Consider the following 18,115-nt stretch of genomic DNA (forward strand, 5'->3'; position numbering starts at 1 on the left):
GCGAGCCCAGCCGCGGCCCGTCCGCGTGGGCCTCAGGTCCGGATCCGGGCCGGTGGGGCGATGGAGGGCGGGGAGCAGCGCGAGGTGGTGGCGCAGACGGTGAGCGGTCTCGGGTTCGGGCCGTCGAGGATCTGGACGGACCAGAGCAGCGGGTAGCTGCCGCCGCAGATGCCGCAGCTCGGGCGGGGCGGCGCGGCGGGCATCGGGGGCGCGACGGGCGGCGGGGGCGCGACGGGCGGCGGCGGGGTCGGCGGGGCGAGCGGGGGCGGCGGGGTGCCGGCCCAGACGGGTTGGTCCCCGGCGAGGGCCTCGAAGTCGTGGCCGCACTCGGAGCAGGTGTCCAGGACGGACTCGGTGCGCATGTCGCCGCAGCGTGGGCAGAAGGTCACCGGCTGCTCGTCGGCGACGGTGCTCTCGCAGCGTGCGCAGACGAAGTCGGGGTCGATCTTGGACTGCTGGAAGATCGACCCGAAGATCAGGAAGGGGTTGGGTTCGCCGTCGTTCTCGTACGTCGTCTGCACGACGGAGGCGATCGTCCTGAGGCGGTTCTTGCGCTGCCGCAGCCGTTTGAGGTCCAGGTTCACCACCTTGGTCTGGCGGCAGTCCCGGCAGGTGCAGAGGGTCCGGACGGGCAGCCGCGAGCGGATGCCGAACTGGCGGTGCAGGAACTCGAAGGCCGGGCGGTCCTCCTCGGCGACCGCCACCTCCACGGATCCGAGGCCGCCCGCGCCGAGGCGGCCTTCCACCACCGCCGCCAACCGTGCGATGTCGGAGGCCAGTTGGGACGGTACGCCGTCCGGACGGCTGCCGATCATCACCGGGATCGCCAGCAGGGTGCGGGCGGTGACCATGTCCATCGCGAGGAAGCCGGCCGGGGAGCGGAAGACGATGCGGTCGATGCCCTCCCACAAGGACGGGCCGGTGGAGCGGCGCCCGCCGGAGAGCCGCTCGTTGACGCGGGCGGCGACGCCGCCGATCAGCCGCTGGCCGGTCTCGTGGTGCCGGGCCAGGTTGTCGGCCCGGGGTGCGCGGGCCCACCACCGGGGCTGGGGGAAGCCGGCCGCTCCGGCCGCCGGGTCGAGGCCGGTGAGTGCGCGGTCGAGGGCGAGCAGCGCCGTCTGGAAGGCTGCCACATAGGGGTCCTGCACGCCCAGCGCGATCACCGAGACCGCCCGGTCCGTCAGGTGCAGGGAGACCGAGGTGCGGTCGCCGTCGGCGGGCACGAGGTGGAGGCGGGCTGCCAGCGGCACCTGGTCGGGCAGGAGCATCGCCGAGCGGACGGCGGAGCCGCGCCGGGCCTCCACCACGGTGGCCATCTCCGAGGTGATCTGGAAGCCGAGCGAGCGCAGCACGTCCACGGCGGCGACCCGGACGCGTCCGGTGTCGGCGTGGACGCGGCGCTCGGCGTCGAGCGTGATCGAGGCCAAGGTTCCTCCGGAGGAACGACATTGGGGAGCGGGAACGGAAGCGGGACGGTCTCAGCGCGCAACCGTAGCGAATGCGACTCACCGCCGTGGCCGGAACGGACCGCCGAACACGTCGGGCCACGGGTGCTCCGACCGCGCTCGTTCGCCGGGGTGCACGGTTCTCGACCTCCTACGGCCCTCTGCCTGCGACAGAGCAGGGCGCCCCCGGCCGGGCCTCGCGCCTGCCGCCGGCACCGGGCCCGCCCTCGCCCCATCGGCTCGACGGGCGTCGGCACCGACCCGGTGAGGATTCCCGGTCACCCCACCAGTTCGGCGGCGGCGTCGGCGCAGCCCCAGCTGAGGGTGACCCCGGCGCCGCCGTGACCGTAGTTGTGGACGATCCGGACGGCCGGGTCCGCTTCGAGGCGGGGGCCGCCGTGGCGGGCGGGGCGCAGGCCGACGGCGTGGCCGATGACGCGGGCACCGCGGAGTTCGGGTATGCGGGCCGTGCAGCGGGCGAGGATGGCCTCGGCGACGGCAGGGTCGGGTGTGGTGTTCCAGTCGTCCGGTTCGAAGGTGCCGCCGAGGACGACGTCGGCGCTGCGGGGGTGGATGTAGGTGTAGCCGGCCGGGTCGTCCTGGATGCGGGTCGAGCTGGGCAGTCCGGGGTTGCGGACCAGGACGAGCTGGCCGCGCACCGGGTGCACGGCCGGGTCGTCGCAGAGCTGCCGGGCGGCGAGTCCGGTGGCGTTGACCACCACGGGCGCCCAGGCCAGGGCCTGGTCGAGGGCGTCGAGGCGACGGTGGACGATCTCGCCGCCGTTGTCGATGAACCGGCCGAGCAGCCAGGGCAGGTAGAGCGGCATCTCGACGGCGGGGGCCGTGAAGGACCAGCCGTCCGCGCAGTCCGGTCCGCGTTCGGCGGCCGTCAGCCGGCGCAGGTCGGGGACAGCGTCGCCCCACCAGGGCAGGCCCGCCGACTGCTGCTGGTGTTCCAGCATGCGGGTGCTGCGCATCGAGACGCCGGGTACGCCCTGCGCGGCCTGGCGGGCGAACTCGGCGAAGGCGGTCGCGGACCAGTCCGCCACCCGGCCGCTCGTGCCCGTGGCGACGGGGAACCAGACGGCCGCGGCCACGGCGGAGGTCGTCGACAGCAGGCCGTCAGCCGTCACCACGACGACTCGAAGTCCCTTCTCCTGCAGGCGGATCGCCGTGGTGAGCCCGATGATCCCGCTTCCGACCACGACGACGTCCGTCGCCCCACCCACTGCATCACCCATCGCGAACTCCTCCTCCCGAGGGCCGCCCACCGGGTGTCGGCGGCCGTCTCCAGGAAATCCGGCCGCACCGACGGCCGTCCAAGACCAGTTCTGTCCCGCAGCGATAAGCCGCGCTTATCATCGCCGGATGGATCTGCGTCGGATGCGTTACTTCTCGGTGCTGGCCGAGGAGTTGAACTTCACCCGCGCCGCGCGCCGACTGCACGTGGCGCAGCCTGCGCTCAGCCAGCAGGTCAAGGCGCTGGAGCGGCAGCTGGGCGCACAGCTGGTCGAGCGGACCAGCAAGGGCTGCGCGTTGACCCCGGTCGGGCGTGCGGTCGCGGAGGAGGCCCGGCGGGTGTTGCGGGAGGTGGCGGAGGCCGAGGAGCGGGTCGCGGCGGTGGTCCAGGGGCGGGAGGGCCGACTGCGGGTGGCGTACACCCGCTCCGCCCGGGGCGGGGCCTGCGATGTCCTGGTGACGGAGTTCCGCAACCGCTACCCCCGGCTGGACGTCGCCCTGCAGACCGGTTGGACCTCGCACAACGTCGCCGAGCTGCTCGCCGGGCGGCTGGACGCGGCGTTCGTCCGGCCGCCACTGGACGTCCCCGGGCTCGCCTGCCGGATCATCGCCGAGGAGGAGCTGCTGCTGGCCGTGCCGGCCGGCCATCCGCTCGCCCGCGCCCGGGCCCGGATCGGCCGGCACCGGATCACGGACGAGCCGGTGGTGCTGTGGCCGCGGGAGAACGGGCCGGGGATGCACGCGCTGATCACCGGGCAGCTGTGGCCGGGCCGGTCGCCGCGGATCGTGCGGGAGGAGCCGGACGACGAACAGCTCCTGCTGGCCGTGGCGGCGGGCTACGGCATAGCGCCGATACCCGAGGGCCGGGCCCGGGTGTTCCGGATCCCCGGCGTCCGCCTGCGCCGGTTCACCTCCCCGGTGCCGACCGTCACGCTGGGGCTCGCCCACGATCCGCGGACCGCTCCCCCGGCCGTCCAGCTACTGCTCGCGATGGCCCCGCCACTCGTGGAGGCGCAAGCCCCGCCCGGACACGGTCGGCCGTGATCCCGACCTCCGGCCCGCGGCCCGCCCCCGCCGACCGGGCGGGGGCGGACACGGTCGTCAGGGGCGGGCTCAGCCGATGGTGGAGCCGGCGATCGGGGCGGAGAGCTCGACGGTCTTGCCGTTCAGGGCGGTCTTGACGAACTGCCAGGTCAGCCCGGTGATGACGCCCTTGTCCAGCGGGGCGAGCCTGGCGAAGGCGGGCTGGCTGAGGTCGATGTGGGTGGAGTCGCAGGAGGGACACTGGTCCTTCACCGGGACGGTGATGGTTTTGCCCTGGTAGGTGACCTTGACCGAAATGCCCTTGCAGACCGGGTCGTTGTTCGGGTTGGCGGTGGTCCACCAGGTGTGCGAGACGGCGACCAGCATCTGGGTGGCGGCATTGATCTGGGTGCCGCAGGCGCCGTAGCCGGCGTCGTTGTAGTAGGTGGCCTTGCCGGCCATGGGCTGGTTGATCGGTATCGCGGCGCTGGCGGAGCCGGCCGTGAGGGCGATGAGGGCGGCTGCGGCGAGCGGGGCGCCCGCGAGGATCCTGAGGTTCTTGCCGATGGCGCGCATGGTTCGTTCCCTCCCGTTGCGGTGAAGGTCATGAGCATGACAGGCGGAACTCGACACATTCGCACGACAGTTCGCCAACCGAATGTCCGCCCTTGTGGAGAAAACGTATGCGCCCGCCGCAAGGTGGTCCAGACCTCCGCGATGTTGGCATGAACACAGGGCAGGGATCTTTACCCATGCGGCCGAAGGGGCGAAGATGCGTGACAGACCCGCCACGGAGGGTGCTGACCGGCCGTCACCCGAGTCCCGCCGGAGCCCCCGGCCGGGTTACCCTCGACCCGCGCGGCGACCACCCGCGCGGCCGACCGAGGGGGGAACGGATGATCGGGGACCTGCTGCCGGACGTCGTGGTGACCGAGGTGGCCTACGACGACCCGCCGGAGGCCCGGCTGGAGCCCGAGGAGGAGCCGGCCGTCGCCCGGGCCGTCGACAAGCGGCGCCGCGAGTTCACCACCGTCCGGCACTGCGCCCGGGCCGCCCTCGCCCGGCTCGGCGTCCCGTACCGCCCGCTCGTCCCGGGTCTGCGCGGAGCGCCGAGCTGGCCGGACGGCGTGGTCGGCAGCCTCACCCACTGCGACGGCTTCCGCGCGGCGGCCGTGGCCCGGGCCGGCACCCTCGCCTCCGTGGGCATCGACGCCGAGCCCGCGCTGCCGCTGCCGGAGGGCGTCCAGGAGGCCGTCGCACTGCCGGTGGAGCAGCAGCGGCTCGCCAAGCTGACGGCCGAGCACCCGGACGTCCCGTGGGACCGCATCCTGTTCAGCGCCAAGGAGTCGGTGTACAAGGCCTGGTTCCCGCTGACCCTGCTCTTCCTGGACTTCGACGAGGCCGAGCTGGACCTCTCCCCCGACGGCACCTTCACCGCCCGGCTGCTGGTCCCGGGCCCGGTGGTCAACGGCCGCCGGATCGACGGCTTCGACGGCCGCTGGGTGGTACGGGACGGGCTGCTCGCCACCGCGATCGCCGTCTCCCCCTGAACCGTCCGCCCCGGCCGGTTCACCCCGGCCTGTCCACCGCGGGCCGGCCGTCCGGACCGGTTCACCGCCGCGGCATATCCTCGACCCCGTGACGGTGACCTATGTGATCGACGGCAACGAGATCAGGACCCTGGAGGACTTCTGGGACGTGGTCGGGCGGGCCGTCGGGGTGGACGGCTACTTCGGCCGCAACCTCGACGCCTTCGCCGACTGCCTTCGGGGCGGCTACGGCACGCCCGAGGACGGGGACTGGGTCATCGAGTGGCGCCATCACGAGGTCTCCCGCCGCAACCTCGGCCACCCGGAGACGGTCCGTCAGCTGGAACTGCGGCTGGCCCGCGCCCACCCCGCCAACCGCGCGCGCATCACCGCCGAGCTGGACGCCGCCCGGGCGGGTCGGGGGCCTACGGTCTTCGACTGGCTGGTCCGGGTCGTCGAGGAGGAGCACCCGGGCGGCCTGCGCCTGGTCTGAGCCGCCCGGCCACCCGGGCTTCCGCCTGTACCCGAACGGGCCTCAGCGGGCGGCACTGGCACGAGCGTTCGGGTGCGCTCGGGTGGTCTTCAACGACGCCCTTCGGGCTCGTGAGACCGCCCGCGCGGACGGGCTGCCGTTCCCGAGGATCGGCGACCTGTCGAAGCTGCTGATCACCGAAGCGAAGAAGACCCCCGCGCGTGCATGGCTCGGGGAGGTGTCGGCGGTCGTTCAAACGCCGCCGTCGACATCGCCAAGGCCGCCGGGCTGGCGGTGACAGCCTGTCGAGCGCAGGTAGGACCGGGACCTGTCCCGGCACAGCGTGAAGAAGCAGGAACCCACCGAGACGGTCGGACGACCGTGGCAGGAATCCCCCGGCCTCAAGCCGGGGGAGCGGAAGTCAAAGCACGTCCGAGAGCCGGACGAAGCGCCGCCCCGCCGCCAGCAGACCCGGCACCGCCGCCGCCACCCCGGGGGCGGTGCCGCCACCCGGGTGGTTCAGGTGGCCGATCACGATCGCGCCGGGCGGGGCGGAGGCGACCTCCCGCCGCACCTCGGCGGCCGGGAGCGTCGCCCCGCCGTCCCCGTTCACGGTGAAGCCGGCCACCAGCTGGCCCAGGTCGGCGACCACCCGGGTGGCGACGTCGTCGTAGTGCGCGGTGCCGGAGCGGAAGAACCGGGGCGGGTGCCCGAGCAGCTCGGCGAGCTTGTGGGCGTTGCCCACCACCTCGTCGTACACCTCGCCGACGTCGCGCGTGCCGGCGATGCCGTAGGCGGAGCGGCCGGAGACCGAGAGCGGACGGTGGACGGTGCCGTGGTTGCCGATCTCGAACAGCGGGTCGACGGCGAGCCGCTCGAACTCCTCCGGGTTGGCGTCGATCCAACGGGCGTTCAGGAAGAGCGTGGCCGGCACGTCCTGCGCCCGCAGGAAGTCGATCAGGTCGGCGTCGTAGCCGTTGCCTCCGGCGCCGCCGCAGGCGTCGAAGGTGAGCGCCATGGCGCCCTCGCCCTCCGGCAGCGCGGTGATCACCCCCTCGACCTCCAGCCCCCACTGGCTCGGAGCCAGTGCGCCGTACCGCTCGACCACCTCGGCCCGGGTCGGCTCGTGCGGCGGCTGCTCACCGCCGCCCGGCGTCGGCTCCGGCGCGGGCGTCGACGCGGCGGCGGCCTCGGTGGGCGCTCCGGACGGCATCGCGAACGGTGTGTCGGACGGCGCCGCGGACGATGTCACCGAATCCGCCGAGGCAGCGCCCACCGCCGAGGCCGAGCCGGTGCCCGCCGCTCTCGTCCGGCACCCCGCCAGTGCTCCCCCGGCCACCGCCATGAGCAGCGTCCGCCGACTCACCGACACACCCGCCTCCATCCGCGCCATTTCGCATATGAACCGATTCCATGACTATGAACCGACCATTCGTCACTCCCCGCAAATCGACCCCGGCCCCGCCCGCCCCCTCTTCACCGGCCCGCCCCACCGCCGTGGGCCCCGCCTCACCCCCGGTTCACTCGCCCGGGTAGGCACGCGAGCGACCCGCCCTCCCCGATCCGGAGACCTCGATGCCGACCGAGCCCAGCTCCCCACGCTCCGACCAGCCGACCGACCAGCCGGCTCCGCAGCCGGCCGCCCGGCCCGCCCGCCGGGACCTGCTCCGCACCGGCCTCGCCACCGGCGCCACCACCCTCGGCCTCGCCGCCCCCACCGGCCAGGCGACCGCCGCCCCCACCGCCGCCCCCGGCGCCACTCCCGCCGACCGCACCCTCACCCTCACCGGCCACCTGCCCACCGGCGCCCCCGACTTCCTCCACCTCCCGGTGGAAGTGCCCGAGGGCGTCCGCGAGATAGCCGTCTCCTACGGCTACGACAGGCCGCCGGTCCCGGCCGGCACCCCCGGCAACTCCTGTGACATCGGCATCTTCGACGAGCGCGGCACCGACCTCGGCGGCCCCGGCTTCCGCGGCTGGTCCGGCGGCTTCCGCACCGAGTTCAGCCTCTCCCGCGGCGCCGCGACCCCCGGCTACCTCCCCGGCCCGATCAACCCCGGCACCTGGCACGTGGTCCTCGGCCCCTACCAGATCGCCCCGCAGGGCCTGGAGTACCACGTCGAGGTCACCCTCCGGTTCGGTGCGCCCGGGCCGCAGTTCACGCCACACTACCCCGCGGAGCGGGCCCGCGGCCGCGGCCGGGCCTGGTACCGGGGCGACTGCCACCTGCACACCGTCCACTCCGACGGGCGGCGCAGGCCCGAGGAGGTGGCGGCCGGGGCGCGCGCCGCCGGCCTGGACTTCATCGTCTCCACCGACCACAACACCAGCTCCTCGCACGCCGCCTGGGGCCCGCTGGCCGGCCCCGACCTGCTGATCCTGCCGGGCGAGGAGATCACCACCCGCAACGGCCACTGGCTGGCCCTCGGCCTGAAGCCCGGCCAGTTCGTCGACTGGCGCTACCGCTCGCGCGACGAGGAGTACCCGCGCTTCGCCCGCCAGGTCCACCGCTCCGGCGGCCTGGTGGTGCCCGCGCACCCGTACTGCCCGTACGTCGCCTGCCAGTGGAAGTTCGGCTACGAGCAGGCCGACGCCGTCGAGGTGTGGAACGGCCCCTGGACGTACGACGACGAGTCGGCGGTGGACACCTGGGACGGCCGGCTCGCCGTCGCCCTGCGCGAGGGCCGCTCCTGGCTGCCCGCCCTGGGCAACAGCGACGCGCACAGCGAGCCGCAGGTCATCGGTTCCCCGCACACCGTGGTGCTGGCCGAGGACCTCACCCGGGACGCGATCCTTGACGGGCTGCGCACCGGGCGCAGCTGGCTGGCCGAGTCCTCCGCCGTCACGCTGGACCTCACCGTCACCGGGCACGGGCGCCGGGCGGGCATCGGCGAGGAGCTGACCGTCCCGGCCGACGCCCCGCTGGACGTCCGGCTCACCGTCTCCGGGGTGCCCGGCGGGACGGTCCGCCTCCTCACCGACGAGGGGCAGATGCACCAGGAGTCGCTGCCCGCCGACGGCTCCGGCACCGTGATCTGGCGCACCACCGCCTCGCTCGCCGCCTACGTCCGGGCCGAGGTCCGCCACCCGAAGGCGGACGGCACCCCGGGCAGGGGCAACTCGATGGGCCCTGACCTGCCCTGGGGCCCGATGGCGGCGCTCACCAACCCGATCGTGCTGCGCACCGGCGACCGGTAGGGGCCGGCGGCGGCCCCCTGACGGGCCGCCGACCGGTCGCGGGTCTTCCCTCCGACCCGCCCAGGAACCGGGTGGGGGACGACTCGGACCACCCGTTTGGACTAGGTTGATCCCCGAAACGCATCAGTCGTAGGGACGAGGCGGTCGGTTGTCCGGATATGGGCCGACCAGCTCCTTCGCACTCCGACCGCCCCGCCCCGGCTACCCGACCGTCCCCGGCCCGCGAAGGGATCAGCAGCTGTGAACCGTACGACCGTAGGTGGGCCGGAGCTCGGGGGCGGCCGGGGCGCCGGGGGCGTCCTCGTCCTCGTCGACCCGGGCGGGGCCGGGAACAGCCCGGTCGCGGAGCTGCTCGCCCGGGAGCTGAACCCGAGCGTCCACCTGCGGACGGACGACTTCCTGCGGGTCATCCGCAGCGGCCGGCTCCCGCCCCACCTGCCCGAGGCCGGACACCAGAACGCCACCGCCCTGGCCGCCACCGCCCAGGCCGCCTTCGCCTACGCCACCCGCGGCTACCAGGTCGTGGTGGAGGCCCCCGCCGTCCCGGCCGCCCTCGACACCTTCCGCCGCGAGAGCCGCACCACCGGCGCCGCCCTCCACTACGTCGCCCTCCACCCCGGCCCGGCCCCCGACGACGCCACCCACACCCTCGACACCACCGCCCTCACCCCCGAGACCACCGTCGGCGCCGTCCTCACCGCCCTCACCCACCGCACCCACCTCCTCGGCTGGTAGGCCCGCCCGGGACGCCCGGGCCCCACCGCGCCGTCGACCGCCTCCTCACCCTCCTCACCCTCCTCACACCCTCACCCCGCCGGCACCCGGCCCACCCGGCTACGCCCCCACCGCGCCGTCGATCGCCTCCCGCAGGAAGTCCGCGTGCCCGTTGTGCCGGGCGTACTCGTGGATCAGGTGGAGCATCACCAGCCGCAGCGACACCTCGGCGTCCCACCGGGCCTGGTAGCCGGTGACGTCGAGGGAGTCCGCGGCGAGCTCGATGCGGCGGGAGTGCTCGACCTCGGTCCGCCAGGCGGTGAAGGCCTCGGCCCGGGTGGCGCCGGCGGGGTCGTACGCGGCCTGGTAGTCGCCGTCCTCGGACCACACCAGCGGCAGGTCCTCGCCGTTGATGACCCGGCGGAACCAGGTGCGCTCGACCTCCGCCAGGTGCCGGACCAGCCCGAGCAGGCTGAGCGTGGAGGGCGGGCTGGAGCGCCGGCGCAGCTGCTCGTCGGTCAGGCCCTCGCACTTCAGGGCGAGGGTCGCCCGGTGGAAGTCGAGGAAGCCGCGCAGCATCTCGCGCTCGCCGCCGGTCAGCGGCGGGGCGGGGCGGTCGTCGGGGACGTTCACGTGTCGTTCTCCTCGCAGTGGTCGGCAGTCCCCGCGGACTGTAGCGAACCGACCTGCCGGTCCGAAGGTCGTTTTCCCCGGCCGTCATGTCGGGCTGTCACATCCGGGCACCCTCCGGTGTCTTCATGTCCGGCAACCCGCCGAACCACCGAACCGGGAGGACACCATGGCACTGCGACTGCCGAAGGCCCAGCTGCCCGCCGAGCTGAGCGAGAACATGATCAAGGGATTCGGGACCACCCTCGAACCCGTCGAGGCGGTCTGGCACAACCCCGGCGTCGCCACCGCGAACCTGGACTTCTCCCGCCGGATCGCCGAGTGGGACGCGCTCGACGAGAGCCTCAAGTCCTTCGCGCACATGGCGGTGGCCGCACAGGTCGGCTGCAGCTGGTGCCTGGACATCGGCTACTTCCAGGCGCAGAACCAGGGCCTGGACCTGGCCAAGGCGAGCCAGGTGCCGAACTGGCGGGCGTCGGAGGTGTTCACGGCGCTGGAGCGGGAGGTGATGGAGTACGCCGAGGCCATGACCGCGACCCCGCCGGCCGTCACCGACGAGCTCTACGACCACCTGCTGGACGCACTCGGCCCGGCGGCCATGGTCGAACTCACCGCCTACGTCGCCTTCGTCAACATGGCCACCAGGAACAACACCGCGAACGGCGTCCGCTCCCAGGGCTTCTCCGACTCCTGCGAGATCCCGCTGGCCAGGCGCACCACCGCCGCCGACGCCCCGGCCGGAGCGTCGCCGGCATGACCGAGGACCCCTTCGTCACCCACCGCAGCCTGCTCTTCACCGTCGCCTACGAGCTGCTCGGCTCCGCCGCCGACGCCGAGGACGTGCTGCAGGAGTCCTGGCTGCGGTGGGCCGAGGTCGACCGCGGGCAGGTGCACGACCCGCGCTCGTACCTCATCCGGATCGTCACCCGCCAGGGCCTCAACCGGCTGCGGACGCTGTCCCGCCGGCGCGAGCAGTACGTCGGCGAGTGGCTGCCGGAGCCGCTGCTCACCAGCCCCGACGTCGCCGAGGACGTCGAGCTCGCGGAGAGCGTCTCGTTCGCGATGCTGACCGTGCTGGAGACGCTCGGGCCGACCGAGCGGGCGGTGTTCGTCCTGCGCGAGGTCTTCGAGCTGCCGTACGAGGAGATCGCCGAGGCCCTCGGCAAGACCTCGGCCGCCGTGCGGCAGGTCGCCCGGCGGGCCCGCGGGCACGTGGCGGCCCGCCGGCCCCGGGTGCGGGTGAGCCGCTCCGAACAGCAGCAGGTGGTGGAGCGGTTCCTGGAGACCCTGCGCACCGGACGGCTGCAGGACCTGATGGAAGTGCTGGCGCCGGACGTCGTCCTGATCGCCGACGGCGGTGGGATCGCGGCAGCCGTGCCCGCCCCGGTGCACGGGGCCGAGGCGGTGGCGGCGCTGCTCGCGCGTACCGGGCGCCTGCCGGTCGCGTTCGACACCACCACGGTGTGGCTCAACGGCGCACCGGCCGGCCGGATCGACATCGGCGGCGAGCCCTCGGTGGTGAGCCTCGCGGTGGCGGACGGCCGGATCACCCGGATCTACATCGTGCGTAACCCGCAGAAGCTGACCCGGCTCGACGCACCGGCCGACCTCGCCCGGTAGCCGCCCCCGATCGCGTGGTGGTGCTCCCGGCCCCCTCGGAGCACCACCACGCCCCCACTGCTCCCCGGACACTCCACCATCACGTACCGTGTTCGGACCACTACAGGTTTGGGTACGTACCTCGGCGCGCCCGGCGGCCGGGCGCCCACCGAGCAGGAGACCCAGCGGCCCATGGATCACAACCGCATCCCCCCGACCGTGCGCCGGACCTACGGCGCCGACGATCTGGCCAAGACTGCCAGCTTCGCAGGCGGATTCATCAATTTCGGTTACTGGCAGGACATCGATCTGACCGCTCCGACCCCCGAGGACCGGGTGCGCAGCCAGGAGCAGTTGTACCGGCGGGTGTTGCGGGAGCTTCCCGAATCGCGTGAGCGGTTGCGGTTGGCGGAGGTGGGCTGCGGGCGGGGGCTGGGTGCGGCGTTGGCGCTGCGGGAGTTCCGCTTCGCGGCGGTGACGGGGGTGGACATCCACCCCGATCAGATCGAGCGGGCCCGTGCCGTCAACGCGAGAGCCCTGGCGACGTACCCCGATCGGCTGGCGTACACCCTGGGCTCGGCGGACGAACTCCCGTTCTCCGACGGCTACCTGGACGGCGTCTTCTCCGTCGAGGCGGCCCAGCACTTCCGCGAACTGACCGGCTTCGCCCGCGAGAGCGCCCGTGTCCTGCGCGCCGGCGGCCGCCTCGTCGTGACGACCTTCTTCACGGCCCCCGGCTCCGACGCCGCCGAACGCCTCAAGATCCTGCTCGCCAGCTTCGCCGACGGCCTCGACGTCGCCCACCCCCTCGACGGATTCACCGCCGCCCTCGCCCGCTTCGGCTTCACCGACGTCACCACCGACTCCATCGGCGCCGAGGTCTGGCCCGGCTTCGACCGCTACCTCACCGACACCGTCCCCACGCCCCACTGGAGCCGCAACTTCCTCACCGCCTGGCGCGACGGCCTGGTCGACTACCACGTCGTCACCGCCACCCGCATCTGACCCGCACCACACACCCGAGCCTGCCCGCACCAGCGGCGGACAGGCATCCGACTTCGACCGTCCACCGCCGGTCCCCAACCGCCCTGCCGAATGTGATGCGTTATCACATCACGTGAACGTCAAGGGCTTTGAGCAGAATTGCTTGCGATCAGCAGTGCGGGGCGGCCAGACTGCCAGCAGGACTGTCTGTCCGTCTCGGAGGGGGCCGGGTGAAGCAACTGATGCCGACCGATCCGATCGCGGTCGGTCCGTACCGACCGATCGCGGAACTGGGCCGGGGTGGGATGGGCCGGGTGCTCCTGAGTACCGCTCCGGACGGACGGCTGGTCGCACTGAAGCAGGTGCACCAGCGGTTCTTGGAGGACGACGGCTTCCGGGCCCGCTTCCGTCGTGAGGTGGAGGCCGCCCGGAGCGTCACCGGCACCTACACCTCAACGGTCGTCGACGCCGACCCGGACGCACCCGAGCCCTGGCTGACCTCGGACTTCATCCCAGGGCTCTCCCTCCACGAAGCCGTGGAGACGGTCGGCGCCCTGCCCGCGCCATCCGTGCTGTCACTGGCCACCGGACTCGCCACGGCGCTGGCCGACGTCCACCACGCCGGACTGGTGCACCGGGACATCAAACCGTCGAACGTCCTGCTCGCCGAGGACGGTCCCAGGCTCATCGACTTCGGCATCGCCCGCGCGGCCGACAGTGAGGACGGGACCACCCTCACCCACACGGGGCTGCTCGTCGGTTCCCCGGCCTTCATGTCCCCCGAACAAGCCCAGGGGCTTCCGACCGGCCCGCCCAGCGACGTGTTCTCGCTGGGTGCCGTCCTGCTGATGGCCTACACCGGCGCGTGCCCGTTCATCGGGCCGTCCATTCCGCAGACGCTGTACAACATCGTCTACACCGACCCGGATCTCGGGAGGCTTCCCGAGGAGATCCAGCGCATCGCCGCTCCTTGCCTGGCCAAGGATCCCGGGCTACGGCCGAGCGCCGACAGCCTGCTGGACTCCCTCACCCGGCTCGCCGCTCCCGTCCACCGGCCCTGGCCGGTCGCGGTCCACGAGCTGATCGAACACCAGCGGACCGAGGTCGCCCGGTTGCGCGCGGAGGCGCGACGCACAGAGGCGGCGCGCACGGAGCCCAAGCGTCCGGCGCCTGGTGCGCCTGCTGTCCGGAAGCCCGTCCCCCGGAAGCGGTCGGGCACTGCCCGGTGGGAGTTCCTGGTGGCCGGCGCGATCACCGCCGCCCTGGCGGTCACCGCCGGCCTGCTCGTTCCGCAACTGCTGTCCGGCGGTGGCACCCGCGAGGCCGGCAAGCCGGTCCCGGTCGTCACCCAGCCCCCGCTGCAGCTGACGACGCCCAGCCCGACCGTGCCCCTGCCCAGCCCGACGGTGGTGACGCCCAAGTCCACGCCGCCGCCCGTGGTCGTTCCCTCCCCCACGGTGGTCCCCGAGCGCACCCCCACCCCGACGATGGACCCCGAACGCGCCACCAGGACGCCTGCCCCGCCACCCGACACGAAGCCGAGCACGCAGCCCGCCCTGATCGCCAGCTGTTACGAAGGGAACGTCGTCAAGCCGACGAAGCTGCTGCTCGCCTGCGGTGACGGCAAGCTCTCGCTGTTGGACCTGACCTGGTCCGGCTGGGGAACGCCCACCGCCACCGCTACCGGCACCAAGGAGGAGGTGCCGTGCGTCCCCAGCTGCGCCCAGGGCCGGCCGGTCCACGCCCCGGCCAAGGTCACCGTCACCGGTCTGGTGGGCGGCCGGTACACGCGGATGCAGATCGATTCCCCGCGTTCCCCGAACAGCTTCGCAACCTACCGGCTGGGACCGAACGGACCCGTGTCACTGGACTGACCGACGGGGCGGTCAGGCTCCCCAGGCCGTGAACCCGGCCCAGCGCCGCGGCGACGCGAACGGTTGCCCGTCGGCGGCCGGCGCTGCGTACCGGCGGGCCAGGTCGGCCAGCCCAGGGCGGCCCGCCGTGTACTGCGCGAGTCCCGCCCCGGTCAGGCCGCGCAGCCACGACCGCGCTTCGCGCAGCGCCCGCACCGGGTCCCGCCCGTCGGCACCGACACGTGGAAGCAACTCGTGGAAGCGCGTCATCAGCACCGCCGTCGCCAGGTCGTCGACCTGCCACAGGCTGGTCACCGCGCAGGCCGCCCCGGCCTGGAGGAACCCGGCCGGCAGCCCGACGAACTCGTCGGGCATCCGCACGATCTCGAAGTGACCGGACTGGCAGGCACTGGCCACCACGAGCCGGCAGCAGCGCAGTTGCCGGCGGGCCAGGACCTCCACGTCCAGCCGCCCGTCGGCCAGCGCCAGCGAGGCGCCCCGGCTGCCGAGGTCCGCGCTGCCGTGACAGCTCAGGTGCAGCACGGTCGCCTCCGCGACATGGTCGAGCAGCCACGCCACGGTGGCGTCGGCCCCCATCGCCCGGTGGACTTCCCCCAGGGGCTCGAAGACGCCGACGACCGCGTCGAGTTCGACCCGGCTGCCCGGCAGCGAGCCGTCCGGGTCCCCCACCGCCACCAGCAGCTGGGCCGCCTCCGGAGGGCGCGCGGCTCTGGCTCCGCAGGCCGCGTGGACCGCCGCCGACGGGGAGACGTACAGAGTGCCGACGTCGTCCAGCACACCGGCCGGGCCAGAGCCGACCGGCACCGCGTGCAGCGGGACCATACCGAGCAGCCCGGTCGGGATCACCACGGCTTCGTGCCTCGGGTCCTCCGCCAGGAGCCGGGCGACCGGGCGCAGCAGCGGTTCCAGCAGACCGAGGCGCTCCAGGGCGGCCGGCAGGTCCTTGCGCCGTCTGAGGGCTCCGGCGTGCTGGGTCAGGAGCACTCCGGGTGCGTGCTCGTCCTCCGGGTCGAGGATCAGGAGGCTGAGGACGGTGGCGCCGGAGACCTCGGGTACGACGGTGCCCAGCACCCGGGGCCGCGCTTCCACCTGCGGCAGCTTCCCGCCCGCACCCGGTCGGGGTGGGGTGCGGTCCTGCACCCGCGGGATCGTCAGGACGCAGCTGCCCCACGGCGCGTACACCAGGTAGGCCAGCGGCCTGCCGGCCGCGGCGCGGACGATGTCCTCCAGCCCGCTGGTGGACAGGAAGCGTTCCATGCCCGGAATCCGCCGGATCTCCGCGATGACCGTGCGCAGGCCGCGTTCCGCATCGGCCTGTTCGGCCGTTCCCGGGTCGAGCCCGTGCGGTGTCGCGGCGGCCGGTTCGGCAGCGGCGCGCCGGTAGCGGGACTGTGCCTGCCGGTATCGCCCGGCCAGCGCGGGATCGATCCGCTCCAGCGCCGCCAGCTCCACCGCGCCGCGCCCGGTCACGACCGACAGCTCGCGGGCCAGTCCGCGCTCGATCGCTTCGACGGCCTGCTCCGGACGGCCCGCCCGGGTCAGCAGGTATGCCGCGAAACGGGCGAGCAGTGGCCAGCGGGTGAGCACGTCCTGGCGGCCGGGGGCGGTGACCTGGGCGTCGTAGAGCGCGTCGAGCGCGGTGAGCAGGCCGGCCACCAGGTCGGCCGCCTCCGTCCACCGCCCGGCATCGGCGAGGACGGTGAGCACCTCGGTGCCGATGCCGAGGTGCAGGCTCGGCGAGACCGTCGGCGGCGCCGCGAGCAGGGCCTCCCGGCGCAGCCGGAGACCTTCCGCGCTGCCCGGTCCGTCGAGGCGGTCATGCCTGTCGAGCCGGTCATGGCAGCGCGCGAGCAGCCACTTGACGCGCGCGGAATCGACCGGGCCGGGTCGCGCGACCGCCAGGTCGAGTGCCGCGCTCACCGCCGCCCGGGCGCCGAGCGCGTCGGCGGGTTCCCGCGACAGCAGGAGGTCCGCGAGGTTGCACTGCAGCTGCGCCCACAGCCGCGGGTGGTGGTCGGGGGGCAGGTGGGCGAGTGCGCTCCGGTAGCGCTGCTCCGCCTGGAGCAGGTCCTCCGGCCGTCCGCGGCGGAAGAGCAGCATGCCGAGGTTGAGCATGGAGTAGGCCCAGTCGACCGCGTTGCGTTCCGGTGAGCGGGCTCGCAGGCCGAGCAGGAGGCGGTCGATTCCGAGGTCGAGGTCTTCCGGGCCGCCGCCGGGCCGCGAGGCGAGCAGCAAGCCGTAGTTGGTCTGGATCACCGCCCAGGTGTCCGGGTGCAGGTCGTGGTCCAGTTCGGCGGCGCGCGCCAGGAGGTCCCGGGCGGTGAGCCAGTTCTCCACGAGGTCGCCGTCCTGACGCCGATCGTGTCCGGAGGCGAGGTTGCTCGCCACCTGGGCCCAGGCCAGGCTGCCCTCGGGAAGGTGGCTGAGGGCGTGTTCCAGCAGGCCGATCGCCTCGGACGGGTCGGTGTCGAGCCCGTCGTGCACGACGTCCAGCAGCCGGGAGCCGAGCAGCGCGGCGAGTTCGGTCTCCAGTGCGGCATCGCCGGTCTGACGGGCGAGTTCCAGCGCCTCCCGCGCGGCCCTCACGCCCTCGGCCCCTCTGGTCTCCCGCGCCCTGCGGTCCAGCACCGCCAGCCGTTCCCGCAGTCCCTGGCCGAGGCGTTCCAGTTCCCCGAAGTATCGGCGGATCACCTCGTCCTGCGGCGGGTCGCTCCGGCACAGGCCGTCCAGCAGGCGCTGGCGCGCGCCGAGCAGGGTTTCCATGGGTGTACCGGCCGCCGCGCGCAGTTCCTCCCGTGCGGCGTAGCGGACCTGCGTGGAGGTGGTCAACTCGGGGTTGTTCCTGACGAGTTCGGCGAACGCGCCAGGAAGGGTCCCCATCACGGCGCGCAGCAGGTACCGCACCCGCGCCGCCTCGCGCTCCGCCCGGGCGAATTCGAGGAAGATCTCGTAGTTGGCGACCGTCGGCGGGCCCTCCCGGAGAAGTTCACGGCGTGCGGTCTCCGGGTCGTCGAGGTCCCGGTCGACATCGCGGGCCAGCACGACCGGCAGCGCCCTGCGCGGCAGGGGGATCGTCTGCCCGGTGATGGTTCCGCCGTCGAACGCCCCGGCCCGCCCGGCCTCCGCCAGGATGCGGGTGGCGCAGTCCCCGGCGCCGGCCTGGAGGTCCTCGACGGACGACGCGAACAGCACCTGGACGATCGCGTCGGGGCGCAGCACCAGAACCGGCGCGTCGATGTGCGCTCGCGCCCCGCAGCCCGGGCAGGCCACCCAGGACACGCCTGGACCGTCGGCCTCCAGCACGTCCGCCCGCTCGCGGGCGTCGATGATGTGCCAGACCGGCTCCTGACACCCCCGGGCGCACTCCGGGCAGTTCCACGCGTACGGGGCCCTCGTCGATACCGCCAC

15 protein-coding genes and 1 pseudogene are annotated in these 18,115 nt (G+C 73.7%); 10 read left to right on the forward strand and 6 right to left on the reverse strand.

Translation table 11 applies throughout. The features are described from left to right. Positions 1-32 precede the first annotated feature (32 nt). Positions 33-1,427, reverse strand: coding sequence for a hypothetical protein (locus ACFU7Y_RS03105; RefSeq protein WP_380766308.1), 1,395 nt, complete (start codon positions 1,425-1,427; stop codon positions 33-35). Positions 1,428-1,723: 296 nt separating this feature from the next. Then, a complete protein-coding gene (locus ACFU7Y_RS03110; protein WP_224279490.1) occupies positions 1,724-2,686 on the reverse strand; it encodes an FAD-dependent oxidoreductase in 963 nt (320 codons plus the stop codon). Between the two features lie 127 nt (positions 2,687-2,813). Here ACFU7Y_RS03110 and ACFU7Y_RS03115 point away from each other — a divergent pair, with 127 nt between their 5' ends. After that, entirely contained in the window at positions 2,814-3,728 is a 915-nt protein-coding gene (locus tag ACFU7Y_RS03115) for a LysR family transcriptional regulator (protein ID WP_380766309.1), read from the forward strand. A gap of 69 nt (positions 3,729-3,797) precedes the next feature. Here the strand turns inward: ACFU7Y_RS03115 and ACFU7Y_RS03120 are convergent, their stop codons facing one another. Continuing rightward, complete coding sequence (locus tag ACFU7Y_RS03120; protein WP_224279501.1) at positions 3,798-4,283, reverse strand: cysteine/serine endopeptidase inhibitor; 486 nt, start codon at positions 4,281-4,283, stop codon at positions 3,798-3,800. A 320-nt stretch (positions 4,284-4,603) separates the two neighbouring features. Here ACFU7Y_RS03120 and ACFU7Y_RS03125 point away from each other — a divergent pair, with 320 nt between their 5' ends. The 3 genes and pseudogenes from ACFU7Y_RS03125 to ACFU7Y_RS03135 form a co-directional block, all read left to right on the forward strand. Further along, entirely contained in the window at positions 4,604-5,257 is a 654-nt protein-coding gene (locus ACFU7Y_RS03125) for a 4'-phosphopantetheinyl transferase (protein ID WP_224279504.1), read from the forward strand. Positions 5,258-5,345: 88 nt separating this feature from the next. After that, positions 5,346-5,729, forward strand: coding sequence for a barstar family protein (locus ACFU7Y_RS03130; RefSeq protein WP_224279506.1), 384 nt, complete (start codon positions 5,346-5,348; stop codon positions 5,727-5,729). 25 nt (positions 5,730-5,754) lie between these two features. Then, positions 5,755-5,961, forward strand: a pseudogene (locus ACFU7Y_RS03135) (helix-turn-helix domain-containing protein); the annotation flags it as partial. A gap of 168 nt (positions 5,962-6,129) precedes the next feature. Here ACFU7Y_RS03135 and ACFU7Y_RS03140 read toward each other — a convergent pair. Beyond that, positions 6,130-6,921 (reverse strand): polysaccharide deacetylase family protein, encoded by a 792-nt coding sequence (locus ACFU7Y_RS03140; RefSeq protein ID WP_224279508.1) that lies wholly within the window; start codon positions 6,919-6,921, stop codon positions 6,130-6,132. A 362-nt stretch (positions 6,922-7,283) separates the two neighbouring features. Here ACFU7Y_RS03140 and ACFU7Y_RS03145 point away from each other — a divergent pair, with 362 nt between their 5' ends. Further along, positions 7,284-8,906, forward strand: a complete 1,623-nt coding sequence (locus ACFU7Y_RS03145; RefSeq protein WP_380766310.1) for a CehA/McbA family metallohydrolase — start codon at positions 7,284-7,286, stop codon at positions 8,904-8,906. Between the two features lie 240 nt (positions 8,907-9,146). Next, positions 9,147-9,641: a hypothetical protein gene (locus tag ACFU7Y_RS03150; RefSeq protein WP_224279512.1), complete on the forward strand. Its 495-nt coding sequence runs from the start codon at positions 9,147-9,149 to the stop codon at positions 9,639-9,641. 99 nt (positions 9,642-9,740) lie between these two features. Here ACFU7Y_RS03150 and ACFU7Y_RS03155 read toward each other — a convergent pair whose 3' ends face one another. Continuing rightward, positions 9,741-10,199: a DinB family protein gene (locus ACFU7Y_RS03155; RefSeq protein ID WP_224279528.1), complete on the reverse strand. Its 459-nt coding sequence runs from the start codon at positions 10,197-10,199 to the stop codon at positions 9,741-9,743. Between the two features lie 220 nt (positions 10,200-10,419). Between ACFU7Y_RS03155 and ACFU7Y_RS03160 the strand changes: the two genes are divergently transcribed. The 4 genes from ACFU7Y_RS03160 to ACFU7Y_RS03175 all read left to right on the forward strand — a co-directional run bounded on the left by ACFU7Y_RS03160 (position 10,420) and on the right by ACFU7Y_RS03175 (position 14,707). Further along, the gene (locus ACFU7Y_RS03160; protein WP_380766311.1) at positions 10,420-11,007 is read left to right on the forward strand and encodes a carboxymuconolactone decarboxylase family protein; all 588 of its coding nucleotides are present in this window, start codon (positions 10,420-10,422) and stop codon (positions 11,005-11,007) included. Then, positions 11,004-11,870: an RNA polymerase sigma-70 factor gene (locus ACFU7Y_RS03165; RefSeq protein WP_224279516.1), complete on the forward strand. Its 867-nt coding sequence runs from the start codon at positions 11,004-11,006 to the stop codon at positions 11,868-11,870. The genes ACFU7Y_RS03160 and ACFU7Y_RS03165 overlap by 4 nt, the downstream gene beginning before the upstream one ends. Positions 11,871-12,041: 171 nt before the next feature. Continuing rightward, positions 12,042-12,854, forward strand: a complete 813-nt coding sequence (locus tag ACFU7Y_RS03170) for a class I SAM-dependent methyltransferase (protein ID WP_224279518.1) — start codon at positions 12,042-12,044, stop codon at positions 12,852-12,854. A gap of 221 nt (positions 12,855-13,075) precedes the next feature. Further along, positions 13,076-14,707 carry a protein kinase gene (locus tag ACFU7Y_RS03175; RefSeq protein WP_380766331.1) on the forward strand — a complete coding sequence of 544 codons (1,632 nt, stop codon included), beginning with the start codon at positions 13,076-13,078 and terminating at the stop codon, positions 14,705-14,707. A gap of 12 nt (positions 14,708-14,719) precedes the next feature. On the opposite strand, the gene ACFU7Y_RS03180 is transcribed toward ACFU7Y_RS03175, so the two are convergent. Beyond that, on the reverse strand, positions 14,720-18,115 hold the full coding sequence (locus tag ACFU7Y_RS03180) for a CHAT domain-containing protein (RefSeq protein WP_380766312.1): 3,396 nt from the start codon (positions 18,113-18,115) through the stop codon (positions 14,720-14,722).

It is taken from the genome of Kitasatospora sp. NPDC057542 (genome assembly GCF_042801945.1).
In the GTDB taxonomy this organism is placed as follows: domain Bacteria; phylum Actinomycetota; class Actinomycetes; order Streptomycetales; family Streptomycetaceae; genus Kitasatospora.